The sequence below is a fragment of the Pseudomonas sp. FP2335 genome (assembly GCF_030687535.1).
Taxonomy (GTDB): domain Bacteria; phylum Pseudomonadota; class Gammaproteobacteria; order Pseudomonadales; family Pseudomonadaceae; genus Aquipseudomonas.
On record NZ_CP117437.1, the window covers coordinates 404,754 to 422,214 of the forward strand.

A 17,461-nucleotide genomic window follows, 5' to 3' on the forward strand; every position below is an offset into this window, starting at 1 on the left:
ATCAAAAACCGCCAAAGGTAAATGCGTTAAAAAAGTGCCGAACCAGAGCGGTCACCGTCTGTCAGACCGTCTAGGCTCTAGCAACTCCTTCTATCTCGCCCGAGGTCGCATCTGATGTCTCAGGAACCACTTGCACGAGAAGCAGAGGTAGCCGCATTTCGCGATGCTGTCTTGACCAAACTCACTTACGCGGTGGGCAAGGACCCGGATCACGCCTTCGACCATGACTGGTTCGAAGCCATTGCCCTGGCCGCCCGCGACCAGATGGTCGACCACTGGATGGACCACACGCGGCGCATTTACCGCAAAGGTCAGAAACGCGTGTATTACCTTTCCCTGGAGTTCCTCATCGGCCGTTTGCTCTACGACAGCCTGAGCAACCTCGGCGTGCTGGAGATTGCCCGCGAAGCCCTGGCCGAGTTGGGCGTGGACCTTGAGCGCATCCGTCTGCTGGAGCCCGACGCGGCGCTTGGCAACGGCGGCCTGGGCCGTCTGGCCGCGTGCTTCATGGAAAGCATGTCGACTCTCGGCATTGCCGGCCATGGTTATGGCATCCGTTATGAACACGGCCTGTTCCGCCAGGCGATTGTCGATGGCTGGCAGCAGGAACAGACCGAACACTGGCTGGATTTCGGCAACCCCTGGGAGTTCGAGCGCCCTGAGGTGGTTTACCCGATCGGCTTTGGCGGCAGCGTCGAAACCACGGTAGACGGCGCGGGCAAGTCGATCCAGATCTGGACCCCCAACGAAACCGTCCGCGCCATTGCCTACGACACCCCGGTTGTCGGCTGGCGCGGCGCCAGCGTCAACACCCTGCGTCTGTGGCGTGCCCGTGCGGTGGAAGACCTGCACCTGGAGCGCTTCAACGCCGGTGATCACCTTGGCGCCGTCGCCGAGGTCGCCCGTGCCGAAAGCATCTCCCGGGTGCTTTACCCGGCCGACAGCACCGAAGCGGGGCAGGAACTGCGCTTGCGCCAGGAATATTTCTTCGTCGCCGCGTCCCTGCAAGACCTGTTGCGCCGCCACAAGAACATGCACGGCTCGGTGCTCAGCCTGGGCGAACACGCCGCGATCCAGCTCAACGACACCCACCCGTCCATCGCCGTGGCCGAGTTGATGCGCCAACTGGTCGACCTGCATGACATTCCGTGGGACGCCGCGTGGGATGTGACGGTTGAAACCCTTTCCTACACCAACCACACCCTGCTGCCCGAGGCACTGGAAACCTGGCCTGTGGGTTTGATGGAACGCATGCTGCCCCGGCACATGCAGATCATCTACCTGATCAACGCCCAGCACATCGATTCGCTGCGCGCCAAGGGCATCCACGACTTCGACGTACTGCGCGCCGTATCGCTGATCGAAGAAGACAACGGCCGCCGCGTGCGCATGGGTAACCTGGCGTTCCTCGGCTCCCACAGCGTCAACGGCGTGTCTGGTTTACATACCCAATTGATGCGCAGCACGGTGTTCTCTGAGCTGCACAAGCTCTACCCCGAACGCATCAACAACAAAACCAACGGCATCACCTTCCGCCGCTGGCTGTACCAGGCCAACCCCAAGCTCACCGAGATGTTGGTGGAGGCATTGGGCCCGGACATTCTCGACAACATGGAAACCCGCCTGGGCGAATTGGAAACCTTTGCCGAAAAGCAGACGTTCCGCAAAGCCTTCGCCGAGCAGCGCTTGCACAGTAAGCGGGCGCTGGCGCAAATCATCCACGAACGCCTGGGCATTTCGGTCAACCCGGCGGCAATGTTCGACGTACAGGTCAAGCGCATCCACGAGTACAAGCGCCAACTGCTCAACCTGCTGCACACCGTGGCGCTGTACCAGGCGATCCGCGCCGAGCCGGGCACCGACTGGGTGCCGCGGGTGAAGATTTTCTCGGGCAAGGCGGCGGCCAGTTATCACCAGGCCAAGCTGATCATCAAGCTGACCAACGACATCGCCCGCACCGTCAACAACGACCCCACCGTGCGCGGGCTGCTCAAGGTGGTGTTCCTGCCTAACTACAACGTCAGCCTGGCCGAAAGCATCATTCCGGCGGCGGACTTGTCGGAGCAAATCTCCACCGCCGGCTTCGAGGCCTCGGGCACTAGCAACATGAAGTTCGGCCTCAACGGCGCGCTGACCATCGGCACCATGGACGGCGCCAACGTGGAAATGCACGAACGCGTCGGCGCCGAACACATGTTCATCTTCGGCCTCAGTGCGCAGCAGGTGGAAGCGCGCAAACATGCCGGGGAGTTCAATGCCGGCCCCGATATTGCCGCCTCCCATCGCCTCAACGATGTGCTGCAAGCGATCCGCGGCGGGGTGTTCTCGCCGGATGATCCGGGGCGTTATGTGGGCCTGATCGACGGGTTGATCGACTACGACCGTTTCCTGGTGTGTGCCGACTTCGATTCCTACTGGGACGCCCAGGCGCGGGTCGAAGCGCATTGGCACGATTCCAAGGCGTGGTGGCGCTCGGCGGTGCTCAATACGGCGCGGATGGGCTGGTTCAGTTCCGACCGGACCATCCGCGAATACGCCACCGAAATCTGGAAAGCGTTGGACTAGACGCCGCACTACGTTGTGGGAGCGGGCTTGTGTGGGAGCGGGCTTGCTCGCGAAAGCGGTGGGGCAGTATCAGATGAGTTGCCTGACACGCCGTCTTCGCGAGCAAGCCCGCTCCCACACAAACCCGCTCCCACATAAGCCTTCTCCCACATTGCTCTCGCGTCGATATACTAGGCCCCGGTTTGCCTAGGGAATATCGACCATGCAATGGATTTTCATGCTGATTGGCCTCGCGCTCGGCTGGACACTCGACGAGTCGTTCAGTGACGCCGGCATCGGTGCGCTGCTGGGCTTGGGGCTTGGCCAGGCGATTCGCCTGTCGCAACTGTCGGCCCAGGCAGACAAGCAGGCGAGCCAGTTGGAAACCACGCAAAAGGCGCTGATCGCCCTGGGTGAACGCCTGCGGCTACTGGAAGTGCCCACGCCGCCGGTCGGCAGTGCCAGGGTCGAACCCTCCATTCCTGACCCCACCCCTGTCGCCAAGGCGCCCGACCTTGTCTGGGAGCTGCCGACCGAGTTGGCGCCTGTGCCGATGGTTGCCGAGGCCAGCCAGCCGCTGCCGGATGATGTCTGGGCGCCAGCGCCCGCGCCGATGCCGACACCAAGCCCGCAAGAACCGGCAACCCCGCGTGGCCCCAACCTGATCGAGCGCGCCATCAGCGGTGCGCGCAACTGGCTGTTTGGCGGCAACACCGTGCTGCGCGTCGGCGTGGTGCTGTTGTTCCTTGGCCTGGCGTTCCTGCTGCGGTATGCCACCGAAGGCATGGTGGTGCCGATCGAGTTGCGCTACGCCGGTGTCGCCGCCGCTGCGGTCGGCCTGTTGGGCCTGGGTTGGTGGCTGCGCCTGCGCAACAGCCATTACGGCTTAATGCTGCAAGGCACCGGGATCGCGGTGTTGTACCTCACGGTGTTTGCGGCGATGCGCCTGCATCCGCTGATCGATCCCAGCGCGGCACTGGGCCTGCTGGTGGCGGTTACGGTGTTCTCGGCGATCCTGGCGATCACCCAGGACGCACTGGGGTTGGCCTGTGCGGCCGCGCTCGGTGGTTTCGCCGCGCCGATCCTCACTTCCACGGGGGCCGGCAACCATGTGGCGCTGTTCAGTTACTTCGCGTTGCTTAACGCGGGCATCCTCGCGATTGCCTGGTTCAAGGCCTGGCGCCTGCTCAACCTGATCGGCTTTGTCGGCACCTTCGGCATCGGCTTCGCCTGGGGCCTGCGTTCCTACACGCCGGAACTGCTGTGGAGCACCGAGCCGTTCCTGATCCTGTTTTTCCTGATGTACCTGGCCATCGGCCTGTTGTTCACCCGGCGCAAATTGCTGGAGATGAGTGACGCGTCCGAGGACAAAAGCCGTGGAGCGCTGCTGCGCTGGTCGGCGGCCAAGGGTGATTATGTCGACGGCAGCATGCTGTTCGGCCCACCCCTGGTGGGCTTTGGCTTGCAGTTCGCGCTGGTGCAGCACCTGGAGTTCGCCGCTGCGTTCAGTGCGTTGGGCCTGGGCATTATCTACATGGGCCTGGCCCGTCTGCTCAGTGGTGGGCGCGCCTTGTTGCTGGCGGAAACCTGCCTGGCCCTGGGTGTGATCTTTGCCAGTCTGGCGATTCCCCTTGGGCTCGACGCGCGCTGGACTGCCGCGGCGTGGGCGGTGGAGGGCGCGGGGATTTTCTGGCTCGGGTTGCGTCAACAGCGGCCGTTGGCGCGAGCCTTCGGCCTGCTGCTGCAACTGGGCTCGGCAATGGCGTTCCTCAGCGAGTTGCGCATCGGCGAACACAGCCTGCTCGACGGCGCGCCATTGGGGGCGTTGCTGCTGGGCGCGGCGTTGCTGTTCAGCTTTGATCAACTGCGCAAGGCGCCGGCTGAACAGGCGGCGGATTGGGAACGTAGAGGCCTGCCGGTACTGGCGAGCCTGGGCTTGAGCTTTGTGTACCTGCTGGCGCCGTTGCTGTTGCAGACCCAGGGCACTGCCATCAGTTGGGCGATTGCCGGGCTGGCGACGCTGTTTGTCGGCCTGCGCATCGGCTCGCGCACCTTCCTGTTCACCGCGTTTGCCGTGCAACTGCTCGGCGGCGCGTTGTTCCTGCTGCGCTTGCAGGGTGGCGAGGGCGCGGCGGTATTCAGTGCGGGTTGGAGTGGTTTGCTCACCGCTTCGCTGATCGGCCTGGCGCTGATCGGCGGCATGTTGCTGGCGGCGCGCGACGACATGGTGCGTGGTGACGTGCGCTTGTTGCGTGGGCTGTCGGTGGTGTTGCTGGCCGGGCTGGTGCTGATCAACCTTGCGGTGCTGTTCGTACTGCCATGGCAAAGCGCGAGTGGCGTGTGGGCGGCCAGTGGTCTGTTGATCATCTGGTTGAGCCTGTACCTGCAACAGCGCGTGAGTTTTGTGTTTGGCTTGCTGCTGCAACTGATCGGCGGCGGTTCGTTCCTGCTGTCGGTGCCGCAGCTGCTGGGGCCGTTGAGCGGCGAAGGCTTGCGCCTGCTGGGGCATAGCGGTTTCTGGACACCGATGGTCCTGGGCCTGGCCGCGCTGGTCGGCGCCTGGCGCTTGCAGCGCGAGCGGCATGTGCCGGTGTTTGCGGTGCTGAAACTGCAACGCCTGTCCGACGTGCTGTTGGTGTGGGGCGCCGCGTGGTGGGCGCTGGCGTTGATCAGCGAGGTGCTGCGCTTTGTCCCGAACGCTTTGCAAGGCCCGTCCTTGCTCGGCATCGCCGCCGTAAGCGTGGCGCTCTGGGCGTTTGGCGCGCAGCGGTTGCGCTGGCCGTCGCTGGGCGTGCTCAGCACCTTGTTGATGCCGGCGGCGGGCGTGGTGTTGCTGGCGTCCCTGGATGCCTATTACCACCCGGCGGCGCAATTTGGCTGGTTGGCGTGGTTGGCCGTTTTCGTCGTGCACTTCATTTCGCTGCGGCGCTTGGCTTCGACAGTGCCTGGCACGGTGTTGAGCGTGGCCCATGTGCTGGGCTGCTGGATGCTGATCGGCGTGCTCGCGCTGGAACTGCGTTACGGCCTGCTGTTGCTGTCGGATCAGTACAACGCCTGGCGCTGGCTCGGTTGGGCGATTCTGCCAAGCCTGTATCTGGTGCTGGCCGCTGCGCCGCGCAACTGGCCGTGGCCGGTGTCGGCATACCCACGGGAATACCGCGTGCTCGCGGCGTTGCCATTGGCGGTGCTGATGCTCGGTTGGTTCTGGTTGGCGAACATCTTCAGCGACGGCACTGCCGAACCGTTGCCGTATGTGCCGCTGCTCAACCCGCTGGACCTGGGCCTGTTGTTCGCGTTGTTGGGCGTGTACCTGTGGGCGCGCAGTGTCGCGCCACAGCGTGGGCCGCGCGCAGAGTTGCTCGCCCAGGGGGTCGCGGGCCTGTCGCTGTTTGGGTTCTTTACCGCGCTGGTGATGCGCACCGCGCACCATTGGGGCGGCGTGCCGTTCCAGCTGGAGGCGTTGCTTGAATCGATGCTGGTGCAAGCCGGCCTGTCGATCGTGTGGACCCTGATCGCCCTTGGGCTGATGATCGGCGGCCACCTGCGCCATCGTCGCGAAGTGTGGTTGATCGGTGCGGCGCTGATTGCCGTGGTGGTGGCCAAGTTGTTCTTTGTCGAATTGAGTAACCGTGGCGGCCTGGCGCGGATCGTGTCGTTTATCGGCGTGGGCGGGTTGTTGCTGGTGGTGGGCTACTTTGCGCCGCTGCCGCCCAAGCGCGTTGAAACTGAAGGAGCATCGTCTTGATGGGCAAGCTGAGTCTGAGTGGGTTGGCGCTGTGGCTGTTGGGTTCGGCGGCCTGCGCCCAGGAAACGCCGGCCGACTTTTCGGTGCGGGTGCCATTGGCCGTGAGCGGCAACGGCCCGTGGTATCGGCTGGAGTTGCCGCTGGCCGTGCAGTTGAGTGCGCGCCAGGCAGACCTCAGTGACGTGCGTGTGTTCAACGCCGCCGGTGAGCCGCAGGCCTACGCGTTGTCGCGCCAATCCTCGCAGCGCAGCGAAAGCCGCACTGTCACCGAGGTGAAGTGGTTCCCGCTGTACGCCGCCGATACCCAGCAGGCGCTGCCCGGCGTGGTGATGAAATCCACCACCGAGGGCACGCTGCTGGAAATCCGCCCGTCCAGCGCCAAGGGGCCGCAGGTGCTGCGCGGCTGGGTGCTCGACGCCAGCGCGATCAAGGCACCGTTGCAGCAACTGAGCCTGGATTGGAGTCGTGAGCACGACGGCTTCCAACGCTTCAGCATCGAGGCCAGCGATGATTTGCAGCATTGGACGCCGTGGGGCGACGGGCAGGTTGCGCGCCTGTCGTTTGCCGACGAGCGGGTCGAGCAGCATGACGTAAACCTGCCGGGGCAATCGGCGCGCTACCTGCGCCTGGTGTGGCAAGGCCAGGCAGCGCCGTTGCTGACCTCGGCCAAGCTGGTCAGTGCCACTAGCAGCAGCCTGCCACTGCCGTTGGTATGGTCGCAGCCGTTGGCAGGCACGCGGCTCAGCGCCGGGGAATACAGCTGGCAGTTGCCGACCGGGCTGAATGTCGAGCGTTTGCGCATCGAACTGAAACAGCCCAATACCCTGGCGCCCGTCACCTTGTCGGGGCGTCGCGACAGCAAGCAGGCCTGGCAACCGTTGAGCAACGGGTTGCTCTACCGCCTGACCAGTAACGGCCAGGAGGTGGTGCAGGATGAGTTGCAGCTGCCGGGGCAGGCCGTCGCTGAACTCAAGTTGCAGGTAGACGAGCGCGGCGCAGGCCTGGGCGTCGAGGCGCCGGCCCTGCACTTTGCCGTGCGCAGCACGCAGTTGGTGTTCCTGGCGCGGGGTGAGCCGCCGTTCACCCTGGCGCTGGGCAATGCTGCGGCGAAGGCGGCGAATTTGCCGTTGTCGACACTGATTCCTGATTACAGCGCCGAGCGCCTCAGGGCGTTGGGCCAGGCCACGGTCGCCGGGGACGCGGTGGTCAACACGCCTGTTGCCGCCGCCGCCGTCGAGAGCGGGCCCGACTGGAAAAAACTCGGGCTCTGGGCCGTGCTGCTGCTTGGCGTGGCGGCGCTGGGCGCCATGGCCTACAGTTTGCTGCGCAAGCCGCCGGTGGCACGTTAGATAAAGTCCATGAACTCTATTGGGTTTAAATCCTCTGATAGGAGGAAATACGCCCCGACTCGCGCTAAACTGCGCGGGTTTTTAGCCCCCCATTCTCCGGAGCCTTACATGTCCCGCGTTACCTTGAGTCGCTATTTGATCGAGCAGACCCGCAGCAACAACACGCCTGCCGATCTGCGCTTCCTTATCGAAGTGGTGGCGCGTGCTTGCAAGGAAATCAGCCACGCCGTGTCCAAAGGCGCACTGGGTGGTGTCCTGGGCAGCATGGGCACTGAAAACGTGCAGGGCGAAGTACAGAAGAAACTCGACGTGATCTCCAACGAGATTCTGCTCGAAGCCAACGAATGGGGTGGTCACCTGGCCGGCATGGCGTCCGAAGAAATGGACAATGCCTACCAGATTCCGGGCAAATACCCGAAAGGTGCGTACCTGCTGGTATTCGACCCACTGGACGGTTCGTCCAACATCGACATCAACGCGCCGGTCGGCACCATCTTCTCGGTACTGCGTTGCCCGAACGAATACCTGAGCCAGAACGAGCCGCTGAACGAGAAGGCCTTCCTGCAACCCGGCACCCAGCAGGTTGCCGCCGGTTACGCGATCTACGGCCCACAGACCATGCTGGTGTTGACCCTGGGCGATGGCGTCAAGGGCTTCACCCTGGACCGCGAAATGGGCAGTTTCGTGCTGACCCACGAAGACATCACCATTCCTGCATCGACCCAGGAATTCGCGATCAACATGTCCAACCAGCGCCACTGGGAAGAGCCGGTGACCCGCTACGTGGGCGAGCTGATGGCTGGCGAAGAAGGCCCGCTGAAGAAAAACTTCAACATGCGCTGGGTTGCCGCGATGGTGGCCGACGTACACCGCATCCTGACCCGTGGTGGCCTGTTCATGTACCCACGCGACAGCCGCGAGCCATCCAAGCCAGGCAAACTGCGCCTGATGTACGAAGCCAACCCGATGTCCTTCCTGGTTGAGCAAGCGGGCGGCGCGTCCACCGACGGCCATCAGCGCATCCTCGACATCCAGCCTGAAGGCCTGCACCAGCGTGTGGCGGTGTTCCTGGGTTCGAAAGAAGAAGTCGAGCGTGTAACCGCCTACCACAAGAAGTAACCTTTGTAGTGCGCGGGCTTGCCCCGCGCGGCGGTGTGTCAGGTTAGCTTAAGGCGCCTGGTGTACCGCAGCGCGGGCAAGCCCGCTCACTACAAGATTTTGTGTCGGCTAGAAAGCCCCGAAACGTTTCAGCGTTTTCGGGGTTTTTTTTGTTTTTGCCCATCGGGAACCAGACACCCCTTTTCCCTTCTAAGCTTCTGGCAGACCCCCATGCTGCTTCGTCCCTCCAGGAGTTTTTCCATGTCGTTACGCCGTCTCGCCTTGCTGACTTTTTGCGTGCTGTTGGCCGCTTGCAGCAAGGTCAACCAAGAAAATTACGCAAAGCTGTCGGCTGGCATGGCCAAGGCCGAGGTGGAGTCGCTGTTGGGTAAGCCGACCGATTGTTCCGGCGCACTGGGCATGTCCAGCTGCACCTGGGGCGATAAAACCAGCTTTATCAGCGTGCAATATGCCGGTGACAAGGTTCTGATGTTTTCCGGGCAAGGCCTGAAGTAAACCGGGGCGTGAGCCTGCGGGAGAAGAAGAATGATCCGTTTTGTTGTGTTCCTTTGTGCCAGCCTGTTTTTGGCGGGCTGCGCCAGCCATTCTGGCGATGATCTGCAACCCAAGACAGCGAACAACGTCAACCTCAAGCGTTACCAGGGCACCTGGTATGAGTTGGCGCGATTGCCGATGTACTTCCAGCGCAACTGCGCGCAGTCCGAAGCCCGCTACACCCTGCTGCCGGATGGCGACATGTCGGTGTTCAACCGCTGCCTGACGACCGAATGGAAGTGGGAAGAAGCCAAGGGCACGGCCACGCCGCAAGTGCCGGGCAAGACCGACAAGCTCTGGGTCGAATTCAATAACTGGTTCACATCGCTGCTGCCGGGCGTCGCCAAGGGCGATTACTGGGTGCTGTATGTCAGCGATGACTACAAGACCGCAATCGTGGGCAGCCCGAGCCGGCGCTACATGTGGATCTTGTCGCGCTCGCCGACGGTCAGTGCCGACACCCGCGAAGACCTGCTGAGCAGGGCGCGCCAGCAGGGGTATGACACCACTCGGTTGATCTGGCGCACGTCGGACAAAGAGATGGCCAAGACCTCGCAATAACCCCGAGACCACCGTCGATCAAATTGTGGGAGCGGGCTTGCTCGCGAAAGCGGTGTATCAGACGCAGATATTTTGTCTGACCCACCGCTTTCGCGAGCAAGCCCGCTCCCACATTTTTTAACCGAGCAGGTCCTTCAGTACTTGGGTGAATGCGCGATTGCTGTCTTCTTCGTCAGCGTGCCGACCCTCCCGCACCACCCACTTCCCGTTCACCAGCACATCCCGCACCTGCCGATCCCCACCGGCAAACAACCAGCGATTGAGAATGCCATCGTCGCTCGCCGTCGCCAGGTACGGATCATTGCCGTCCAGCACCAGCCAATCCGCGCGTCTACCCACCTCCAATCGACCAATCGGTTGGCCCAGCGCCTGTGCGCCGCCGTCCAGTGCCGCATCAAACAGCGTGCGGCCCACCATCGGTTGATCGCTGCGATACAAACGGTTGCGCCGCTGATCCCGCAGGCGCTGGCCGTATTCCAGCCAACGCAATTCCTCCACCACGCTCAACGACACATGGCTGTCGGAACCAATCCCCATGCGCCCGCCTTGCGCGAGAAAGTCTACCGCCGGGAAAATCCCGTCACCCAGGTTCGCCTCAGTGGTCAGGCACAGCCCGGCAATCGCCCGGCTCTTGGCCATGCGCGCGACTTCATCCGCATCGGCATGAGTGGCATGCACCAGGCACCAGCGTTCATCCACTGCAACATTGTCGTACAGCCATTGCAGCGGGCGCTTGCCGCTCCAGGCCAGGCAGTCGTCGACTTCCTTCTGTTGCTCGGCGATGTGGATATGCACCGGGCAGGCTTTGTCGCTGGCGCTCAGCACTGCGCTGATTTGTGACGGCGTGACCGCGCGCAGCGAGTGGAAACACAGCCCCAACTGCTGCGCCGGTTGCGCGGCGAGGATGGGCTGCAGGCGCGCTTGCAGTTCCAGATAGCTTTCAGTGCTGTTGATAAACCGTCGCTGGCCCTCATTCGGTGCCTGGCCGCCAAACCCGGAGTGGGTATAGAGCACTGGCAGCAACGTCAGGCCGATGCCGCTGCTGGCCGCCGCCTGGCTGATCTGGCGTGACAACTCGGTACGGTCGGCATACGGCTGGCCGTTGACGTCATGGTGCACGTAGTGGAATTCGGCCACCGAGGTGTAGCCGGCCTTGAGCATTTCGATATACAGCTGGCGCGCGATCACCTGCAATTGCTCTGGGCTGATCTTGCCGACCATGCGGTACATCAGCTCGCGCCAGGTCCAGAAACTGTCGTTCGGGTTGCCTGCCACTTCGGCCAAACCGGCCATCGCACGTTGGAAAGCGTGGGAGTGCAGGTTCGGCATGCCCGCCAAAACCGGGCCTCTCAGCCGTTCGGCGCCGTCTGCGTTGGCATTGGCCGCAACCTTTGTCAGCAGGCCATCGGCGCTGACTTCAAGACGTACATCATTGGCCCATCCATTAGGCAGCAGTGCGCGTTCGGCAAAGAAAGCGGACATGATCAGAGCACCCCGGTCGTGTGTTTATTTGTATATACATATACAGACGTTTGCCTGCTCGGTAAACTCCGGCAATCTATGCATCTTTTCCACCTGCAAGGATTCCCTGTGCCGACTCCGCCCGCCAACTCTTCGCTGGCTGCCCACATGGACGAAAGTCCGGCGCCCTTGTATGCCCGCGTCAAACAGATGATCAGCCAGCAGATCCTCAACGGCAATTGGCCGCCCCATTACCGCGTGCCGTCGGAGAGCGAACTGGTCAGCGAGCTGGGCTTCAGCCGCATGACCATCAACCGCGCCCTGCGTGAGCTCACCGCCGAAGGGTTGCTGGTGCGAATGCAAGGCGTCGGTACGTTCGTCGCCGAACCCAAGAGTCAGTCAGCGCTGTTTGAAGTGCACAACATTGCCGACGAGATCGCCTCCCGCGGTCACCGGCACACCTGCCAGGTCATCCACCTGGGCGAAGAGGCCGCCGGTTCCGAGCGCGCCGTCGCCTTGGAAATGCGCGAAGGCGGGCGGGTGTTCCACTCGTTGATCGTGCACTTCGAAAACGATATTCCGGTGCAAATCGAAGACCGTTTCGTCAATGCCCTGGTAGCGCCGGAATACCTGCAACAGGATTTCACCCAACAAACCCCCTACGCCTATCTGAACCAGGTCGCACCGTTGACCGAAGGCGAGCATGTGGTCGAGGCGATCCTTGCCGACGCCTCCGAGTGCAAGTTGCTGCAAATCGAACCCGGCGAACCCTGCCTGTTGATTCGTCGCCGCACCTGGTCGGGCCGCCAGCCGGTGACCGCCGCACGTTTGATCCACCCCGGCTCGCGCCACAGTCTCGAAGGACGTTTCAGCAAATGACTGCAGTCAAAGTCTGGCGCGCCGCCGATTACGTGCGCATGCCGTGGAAGAACGGCGGCGGCAGCACCGAAGAAATCACCCGTGATGCGGGCCAGGGCCTGGACGGTTTTGGCTGGCGCCTGTCGATTGCCGATATTGGCGAGTCGGGCGGCTTTTCCACCTTCGCCGGTTACCAGCGCGTGATTACCGTGATCCAGGGCGCTGGCATGGTGTTGACCGTCGATGGCGAGGAGCAGCGTGGCTTGTTGCCGCTGCAGGCGTTTGCGTTCAAGGGTGACAGCCAGGTGTCATGCCGCCTGATCACCGGGCCGATCCGCGATTTCAACCTGATCTATTCGCCACAGCGTTATCACGCGCGGTTGCAGTGGATCGACGGCGAGCAGCGGTTTTTCAGCACGGCGCAGACGGTGCTGGTGTTCAGTGTCGCTGATGAAGTGAAGGTGCTGGATCACAAGCTAGGCCATCACGATTGCCTGCAAATCGACGGTAACGCCGGCCTGCTGGACATCGCCGTCAGCGGCCGCAGCTGCATCATCGAACTGACCGCACGCGGTTAAAAGTGTGGGAGCAGGCAAGCCAGCTCCCACATTTGTTTCCCGCTGTTCATTCGATCTGTTTCCAACCGGCGCACCAACTTGTTACCGAACGCCCCAGCATGGCGCAAAGCCATGCGGGCAAGACAACTATCCCCCGCCACAAAACTCCCCCGTAAGAAATTTCATCCAACGCGGAAGCCTTAATTTCCAAGGCTCGCACGCTCTTTCCAAAAAATTCTCAACAGCTCCCTCAGCAAGTTGGCCGCTCGATTGCATATGCTTGTATGTACAAGTAAAGATGTGTGCGTAAGAGTCCGCTTCGCACCAATCAGGTATGCGCATCGATCGCTGAGGAGTTCTTGTTGTGACCAAGCCTACTAAATACCGTGACGTAGAAATCCGCGCCGCCCACGGTAACAAGCTCACCGCCAAAAGCTGGCTGACTGAAGCGCCGCTGCGCATGCTGATGAACAACCTCGACCCACAAGTGGCCGAGAACCCGAAAGAACTGGTGGTGTACGGTGGCATTGGCCGTGCGGCGCGCAACTGGGAGTGCTACGACCAGATCGTCGAAAGCCTCACCAACCTGAACGACGACGAAACCCTGCTGGTGCAATCCGGCAAGCCGGTCGGCGTGTTCAAGACCCACAGCAACGCCCCGCGCGTACTGATCGCCAACTCCAACCTGGTGCCGCACTGGGCCAGCTGGGAACACTTCAACGAACTGGATGCCAAGGGCCTGGCCATGTACGGCCAGATGACCGCCGGCAGCTGGATCTACATCGGCAGCCAGGGCATCGTCCAGGGCACCTACGAAACCTTCGTCGAGGCCGGGCGCCAGCATTACAACAGCGACCTGACCGGCCGCTGGGTGCTCACCGCCGGCCTCGGTGGCATGGGCGGTGCACAACCGCTGGCGGCTACCCTGGCCGGCGCGTGCTCGCTGAACATCGAGTGCCAGCAGGTCAGCATCGATTTCCGCCTGGCCAGCCGCTACGTCGACGAGCAAGCCACCGACCTCGATGACGCCCTGGCGCGCATTGCCAAATACACCAAGGAAGGCAAGGCGATCTCCATCGCGCTGCTGGGCAATGCCGCCGAAATCCTGCCGGAACTGGTCAAGCGCGGCGTACGCCCGGACATGGTCACCGACCAGACCAGCGCCCACGACCCACTCAACGGCTACCTGCCCGCCGGCTGGACATGGGACGAATACCGCGCCCGCGCCAAGACCGAACCGGCCGCCGTGATCAAGGCCGCCAAACAGTCGATGGCCGTGCATGTCAAAGCCATGCTGGACTTCCAGAAACAAGGCATTCCGACCTTCGACTACGGCAACAATATCCGTCAGATGGCCCAGGAAGAAGGCGTGGAAAATGCCTTCGACTTCCCTGGCTTCGTCCCGGCCTACATCCGCCCACTGTTCTGCCGTGGCATCGGCCCGTTCCGCTGGGCGGCCCTGTCCGGCGACCCGCAGGACATCTACAAGACCGACGCCAAAGTCAAAGAGCTGATCCCCGACGACGCCCACCTGCACAACTGGCTGGACATGGCCCGCGAGCGCATCAGCTTCCAGGGGCTGCCGGCGCGCATCTGCTGGGTTGGCCTGGGCCAGCGCGCCAAACTCGGCCTGGCGTTCAACGAAATGGTACGCAGCGGCGAGCTGTCGGCGCCGGTGGTGATCGGCCGTGACCACCTCGACTCCGGCTCGGTGTCCAGCCCGAACCGTGAAACCGAAGCCATGCAGGACGGTTCCGACGCTGTGTCCGACTGGCCACTGCTCAACGCCTTGCTCAATACCGCCAGCGGCGCGACCTGGGTTTCGCTGCACCACGGCGGCGGTGTGGGCATGGGCTTCTCCCAGCACTCCGGCATGGTGATCGTCTGCGACGGCACCGACGAAGCGGCCGAGCGGATTGCCCGCGTGCTGCACAACGACCCGGCGACCGGAGTGATGCGTCACGCCGATGCCGGTTACCAGATCGCGATCGACTGCGCCAAAGAGCAGGGCCTCAATCTTCCGATGATCAAGTAACCCAATGTGGGAGCGGGCTTTTGTGGGAGCGGGCTTGCTCGCGAAAGCGGACTTTCAGTCAATGCATCTGTAGCCGACCCACCGTATTCGCGAGCAAGCCCGCTCCCACATTTGATCTGCGCTGATCTAGATAACAATCCACCAGAGGTTGAACCGACATGGCTGCAAATGACACCACCCCGTTGATCGAGAAACGTTCGATCGACTACATCCCGGAAGCGGAAAGACACGGTCGTCTGTTCAGCCAATTCACCCTGTGGATGGGGGCCAACCTGCAGATCACCGCGATTGTCACCGGGGCCCTGGCCGTGGTGCTGGGCGGTGATGTGTTCTGGTCGTTGATCGGTCTGTTGATCGGCCAACTGATCGGCGGTGGCGTGATGGCGTTGCATGCGGCGCAAGGGCCCAAGTTGGGCCTGCCGCAGATGATCTCCAGCCGGGTGCAGTTCGGGGTGTACGGCGCGGCGATTCCGATTGTGCTGGTGTGCCTGATGTACCTCGGGTTCACCGCCACCGGCACCGTGCTGTCCGGCCAGGCGCTGGGCCAGTTGTTTGGCGTCAGCGACAGCGTCGGCATCCTGATCTTCGCCAGTGTCATCGTGCTGGTCACGGTGCTCGGTTACCGGGTGATTCACTTCATCGGCCGCGTCGCCAGCGTCATTGGGGTGATCGCCTTTGTTTATCTGTTCAGCCGCCTGATGGGCCAGACGGACGTGGGTGCACTCCTGCAAATCCGTCACTTCAGCTGGAGCAGCTTTTTGCTCGCGGTGTCGCTCGCGGCGTCCTGGCAAATCGCCTTCGGCCCTTACGTGGCGGACTACTCGCGTTACCTGCCAAGCCGCACGTCGTCGGTGAAAACCTTCCTCGCCGCTGGCGCAGGTTCGGTGATCGGCGCCCAGGTGGCGATGATCCTCGGCGTGTTTGCCGCCGCCATGTCCAACGGCCAGTTCGCCGGGCATGAAGTGGCCTACATTGTCGGCTTGAGCGGCACGGGTGCCACGGCTGCGCTGTTGTACTTCAGCATCGCGTTCGGCAAGGTGACCATCTCCACGCTGAACTCCTACGGCAGCTTCATGTGCATCGCGACCATCATCAGCGGCTTTCGTGGTCGCCTGGAGGTCACGCGCCTGCAGCGCCTGGTGTTTGTGCTGGCCATCGTGGGTACGGCGACCCTGATCGCACTGCTCGGCCAGCACTCGTTCCTCGGCGCGTTCAAGTCGTTCATCTTGTTCCTGCTGGCGTTCTTCACGCCCTGGAGCGCGATCAACCTGGTGGACTACTACTGCATCACCCGCGAGCGCTATGACGTGCCGGCGCTGGCCGACCCCAATGGCCGCTACGGTCGCTGGAACCTGCTGGGTATCAGCGTCTATGTGTTCGGTGTGCTGGTGCAGTTGCCGTTCATCTCCACCAAGTTCTACACCGGCCCCCTGGTGGCCGCCCTGGGTGACGTGGATATTTCCTGGATCATCGGCCTGGTACTGCCCGCCGCCCTGTATTACGTGTGTGCGAAAAAATGGCACGGCAGCGTGCCCGATCAATTGATCCTGCCGGTAGAGCAGGGCGCTGCACCAACGACGACAAACGGGCTGGTTGCACAAGCCTGATGGGACGTGGACATGGCTGGATGCCTACTGACTGCCGTAATCCATTTCAAGATTGGGAGCGTCACAACAATGAAAATGCATAAGACCCTGTTGGCCACCTTGTTCTCTGCTGGCGTGCTGGCATCAGCCGGTGCCCAGGCAGCCGGCTGGTGCGAGTCTGGCAAGCCGGTGAAGTTCGCCGGGCTGAACTGGGAAAGCGGCATGTTGCTAACCGACATCCTGCAAACCGTGCTGGAAAAAGGCTACGACTGCAAAACCGACAGCCTGCCAGGCAACTCCATCACCATGGAAAACGCCCTGAGCAGCAACGACATCCAAGTGTTTGCCGAAGAATGGGTGGGCCGCAGCGAAGTCTGGAACAAGGCCGAGAAGGCCGGCAAAGTCGTCGGCGTCGGCGCCCCGGTGGTGGGGGCTATCGAAGGCTGGTACGTGCCGCGCTACGTGATTGAAGGCGACGCCAAGCGCAAGCTGGAAGCCAAGGCCCCGGGCCTGAAAAACATCGCCGACCTGGCCAAGTACGCCGCCGTGTTCAAGGACCAGGAAGAACCGTCCAAAGGCCGTTTCTACAACTGCCCGGCCGGTTGGACCTGTGAGCTGGACAACAGCGAAATGCTCAAGAGCTACGGCCTGGAAAGCACCTACACCAACTTCCGCCCGGGTACCGGCCCGGCGCTGGATGCGGCGGTGTTGTCGAGCTACAAGCGTGGCGAGCCGATCCTGTTCTACTACTGGTCGCCAACGCCGCTGATGGGCCAGGTCGATCTGGTCAAGCTGGAAGAAAAACCCGGCGTGGATAAAAGCGTGAGCATCAAGGTCGGCCTGTCCAAGACCTTCCACGAGCAGGCCCCGGAACTGGTGGCCGTGCTGGAAAAGGTCAACCTGCCAATCGACCTGCTGAACCAGAACCTGGGGCGCATGGCCAAGGAACGAATTGAGTCGCCGAAACTGGCGAAGATCTTCCTCAAGGAACATCCTGAAGTCTGGCACGCCTGGGTGAGTGAAGACGCAGCCAAGAAAATCGACGCGGCCTTGTAGGTCAAGCGTGCCCGGCTACCCTGAGAGGTCAGCCGGGCGCCTGGCTACAACCCATT

At 62.5% G+C, this 17,461-nt stretch carries 12 protein-coding genes; 11 read left to right on the forward strand and 1 reads right to left on the reverse strand.

The window, feature by feature from the left end:
• Window positions 1–114 precede the first annotated feature (114 nt).
• The 6 genes from PSH81_RS01720 to PSH81_RS01745 all read left to right on the forward strand — a co-directional run bounded on the left by PSH81_RS01720 (window position 115) and on the right by PSH81_RS01745 (window position 9,852).
• Window positions 115–2,565, forward strand: coding sequence for a glycogen/starch/alpha-glucan phosphorylase (locus PSH81_RS01720; protein ID WP_226457632.1), 2,451 nt, complete (start codon window positions 115–117; stop codon window positions 2,563–2,565).
• A gap of 202 nt (window positions 2,566–2,767) precedes the next feature.
• Entirely contained in the window at window positions 2,768–6,289 is a 3,522-nt protein-coding gene (locus tag PSH81_RS01725; protein ID WP_305391901.1) for a DUF2339 domain-containing protein, read from the forward strand.
• Entirely contained in the window at window positions 6,289–7,638 is a 1,350-nt protein-coding gene (locus PSH81_RS01730; RefSeq protein WP_226457634.1) for a DUF3999 domain-containing protein, read from the forward strand. Before PSH81_RS01725 ends, PSH81_RS01730 begins: the two co-directional genes overlap by 1 nt.
• A gap of 108 nt (window positions 7,639–7,746) precedes the next feature.
• Window positions 7,747–8,757 carry a class 1 fructose-bisphosphatase gene (locus PSH81_RS01735; protein ID WP_033897713.1) on the forward strand — a complete coding sequence of 337 codons (1,011 nt, stop codon included), beginning with the start codon at window positions 7,747–7,749 and terminating at the stop codon, window positions 8,755–8,757.
• A gap of 240 nt (window positions 8,758–8,997) precedes the next feature.
• Window positions 8,998–9,252 carry a hypothetical protein gene (locus PSH81_RS01740; RefSeq protein WP_017734861.1) on the forward strand — a complete coding sequence of 85 codons (255 nt, stop codon included), beginning with the start codon at window positions 8,998–9,000 and terminating at the stop codon, window positions 9,250–9,252.
• A 30-nt stretch (window positions 9,253–9,282) separates the two neighbouring features.
• On the forward strand, window positions 9,283–9,852 hold the full coding sequence (locus PSH81_RS01745; protein ID WP_192298390.1) for a lipocalin family protein: 570 nt from the start codon (window positions 9,283–9,285) through the stop codon (window positions 9,850–9,852).
• Window positions 9,853–9,969: 117 nt separating this feature from the next.
• Here PSH81_RS01745 and PSH81_RS01750 read toward each other — a convergent pair whose 3' ends face one another.
• A complete protein-coding gene (locus tag PSH81_RS01750; protein WP_305391902.1) occupies window positions 9,970–11,334 on the reverse strand; it encodes a formimidoylglutamate deiminase in 1,365 nt (454 codons plus the stop codon).
• Between the two features lie 147 nt (window positions 11,335–11,481).
• On the opposite strand from PSH81_RS01750, the gene hutC reads away from it, so the two are divergent.
• From hutC to PSH81_RS01775, 5 genes are all read left to right on the forward strand, one after another.
• On the forward strand, window positions 11,482–12,192 hold the full coding sequence (gene hutC / locus PSH81_RS01755) for a histidine utilization repressor (RefSeq protein ID WP_370694901.1): 711 nt from the start codon (window positions 11,482–11,484) through the stop codon (window positions 12,190–12,192).
• On the forward strand, window positions 12,189–12,749 hold the full coding sequence (locus PSH81_RS01760) for a HutD family protein (RefSeq protein WP_305391903.1): 561 nt from the start codon (window positions 12,189–12,191) through the stop codon (window positions 12,747–12,749). The genes hutC and PSH81_RS01760 overlap by 4 nt, the downstream gene beginning before the upstream one ends.
• Window positions 12,750–13,092: 343 nt before the next feature.
• Window positions 13,093–14,763, forward strand: coding sequence for a urocanate hydratase (gene hutU / locus PSH81_RS01765; protein WP_124525413.1), 1,671 nt, complete (start codon window positions 13,093–13,095; stop codon window positions 14,761–14,763).
• Between the two features lie 158 nt (window positions 14,764–14,921).
• Window positions 14,922–16,370 (forward strand): cytosine permease, encoded by a 1,449-nt coding sequence (locus PSH81_RS01770; RefSeq protein WP_192298385.1) that lies wholly within the window; start codon window positions 14,922–14,924, stop codon window positions 16,368–16,370.
• Window positions 16,371–16,439: 69 nt separating this feature from the next.
• Window positions 16,440–17,405 (forward strand): ABC transporter substrate-binding protein, encoded by a 966-nt coding sequence (locus tag PSH81_RS01775; RefSeq protein WP_192298384.1) that lies wholly within the window; start codon window positions 16,440–16,442, stop codon window positions 17,403–17,405.
• Window positions 17,406–17,461: the final 56 nt, after the last annotated feature.